Origin of the sequence: Pseudomonas sp. GL93, from assembly GCF_003408955.1 — a bacterium.
Lineage (GTDB): Bacteria > Pseudomonadota > Gammaproteobacteria > Pseudomonadales > Pseudomonadaceae > Aquipseudomonas > Aquipseudomonas paracarnis.
In genome coordinates this window covers 1-1,652 of the sequence record NZ_NKRF01000103.1, presented here as the reverse complement: position 1 = coordinate 1,652, position 1,652 = coordinate 1, and the positions used below count along the sequence as shown (strand labels likewise).

Below are 1,652 nucleotides of genomic sequence, written 5' to 3'. Positions count from 1 at the left end.
TTCTTCACCGCCAGCCTTGTGGATAAAAACGGTGCGCCGGTGACTAACATCACCAATCCGCTGACCGTTACCCTGGACAATGGTGAGACCATTACCATTGGCGTGAATCAGTCCAGCGGCTCCATCACCACCATCGCGCCAAACGACGTCTACAAAGGCGATCAAACTGTCACCACTGCTATCAAAGGCGTGACCGGCGGCGAGCATTTTGAAAATCTTGTGCCGGGCACTACGACGGTAAACACCACCGTCACAGATACCCCAGGTACTGACAACACCACGACTGTCACGCTGACCGCGCCTAGCGCCGTGAACGAAGGTGGTCAAATTACGTACACCGCCACGCTTTCCAACAAAGCAGGCACTGACGTAACGCTAAAACTCGACAATGGTGCGTCAATCACCATCAAGGCGGGCGACACCGTCGGCACCGTGACCGTCCCTGCACCTACCGATGACGTGTTCATCGACAAGAGCACCCAAACCGTCAAGATCACCGAGACCACGGGCGGCAACTTCGAGAAGTTAGAAGTTGCAGGCAATGGCGCAACCACCACCATCAACGACACCATCGATAAAGTCGACGTGGTTCTGACCGCCACGACTACCGTGGGCGAAGGCGGCAACATCGTCTACACCGCCAGCCTTGTGGATAAGAACGGCGCACCGGTGACCAACATCACCAACCCGCTCACCGTCACTCTGGATAACGGCAAAACCATCACTATCGGTGTTAACGAATCGAGCGCTAGCGTTTCGGTTATTGCTCCTGATGATGTGTACAAAGGCGACCAAACTGTCACCACCGCGATCAAAGGTGTGACGGGCGGCGAGCATTTTGAAAACCTAGTACCGGGCACTGCAGCGGTAAACACCACCGTCACAGATACCCCCGGCACTGACAACACCACGACTGTCACACTGACTGCACCAAGTGCTGTCAACGAAGGTGGCCAGATCACCTACACCGCAACTTTGAGCAACAAGGCTGGCACCGACGTCACCTTGAAGTTGGATAACGGCTCTTCGATCACCATCAAGGCGGGCGACACTGTTGGCACTGTGACCGTGCCTGCACCGACTGATGACGTGTTCATCGACAAGAGCACGCAGACCGTCAAGATCACCGAAACCACCGGCGGTAACTTCGAAAAATTGGAAGTTGCTGGTAACGGCGCAACTACGACGATCAACGACACCATCGACAAAGTCGATGTGGTTCTGACTGCCACCACCACCGTCGGCGAAGGCGGCAATATCGTTTACACCGCCAGCCTTGTGGATAAAAACGGCGCCCCAGTAACCAACATCACCAACCCGCTGACGGTCACCCTGGATAACGGCAAGACCATCACCATCGGTGTGAATCAGTCCAGCGGCTCCATCACCACCGTCGCGCCAAACGACGTCTACAAAGGTGACCAAACTGTTACCACCGCTATCAAGGGTGTGACCGGTGGTGAGCATTTCGAGAACCTGGTTCCTGGCACTACGGCGGTGAATACCACCGTTACCGATACCCCGAGCACCGACAACACTACGACTGTCACGCTGACCGCGCCTAGCGCCGTTAACGAAGGTGGCCAGATCACCTACACCGCGACCTTGAGCAATAAGGCCGGTACTGACGTCACGTTGAAACTCGACAACGG

General features: G+C 55.8%; 1 protein-coding gene. It reads left to right on the top strand.

Annotated features, from left to right (window positions below; genetic code table 11):
* Window positions 1-39: 39 nt before the first annotated feature.
* The coding region (locus tag CER19_RS23715) for an immunoglobulin-like domain-containing protein (RefSeq protein WP_371921559.1) at window positions 40-1,652 on the top strand (1,613 nt) is incomplete at its 3' end.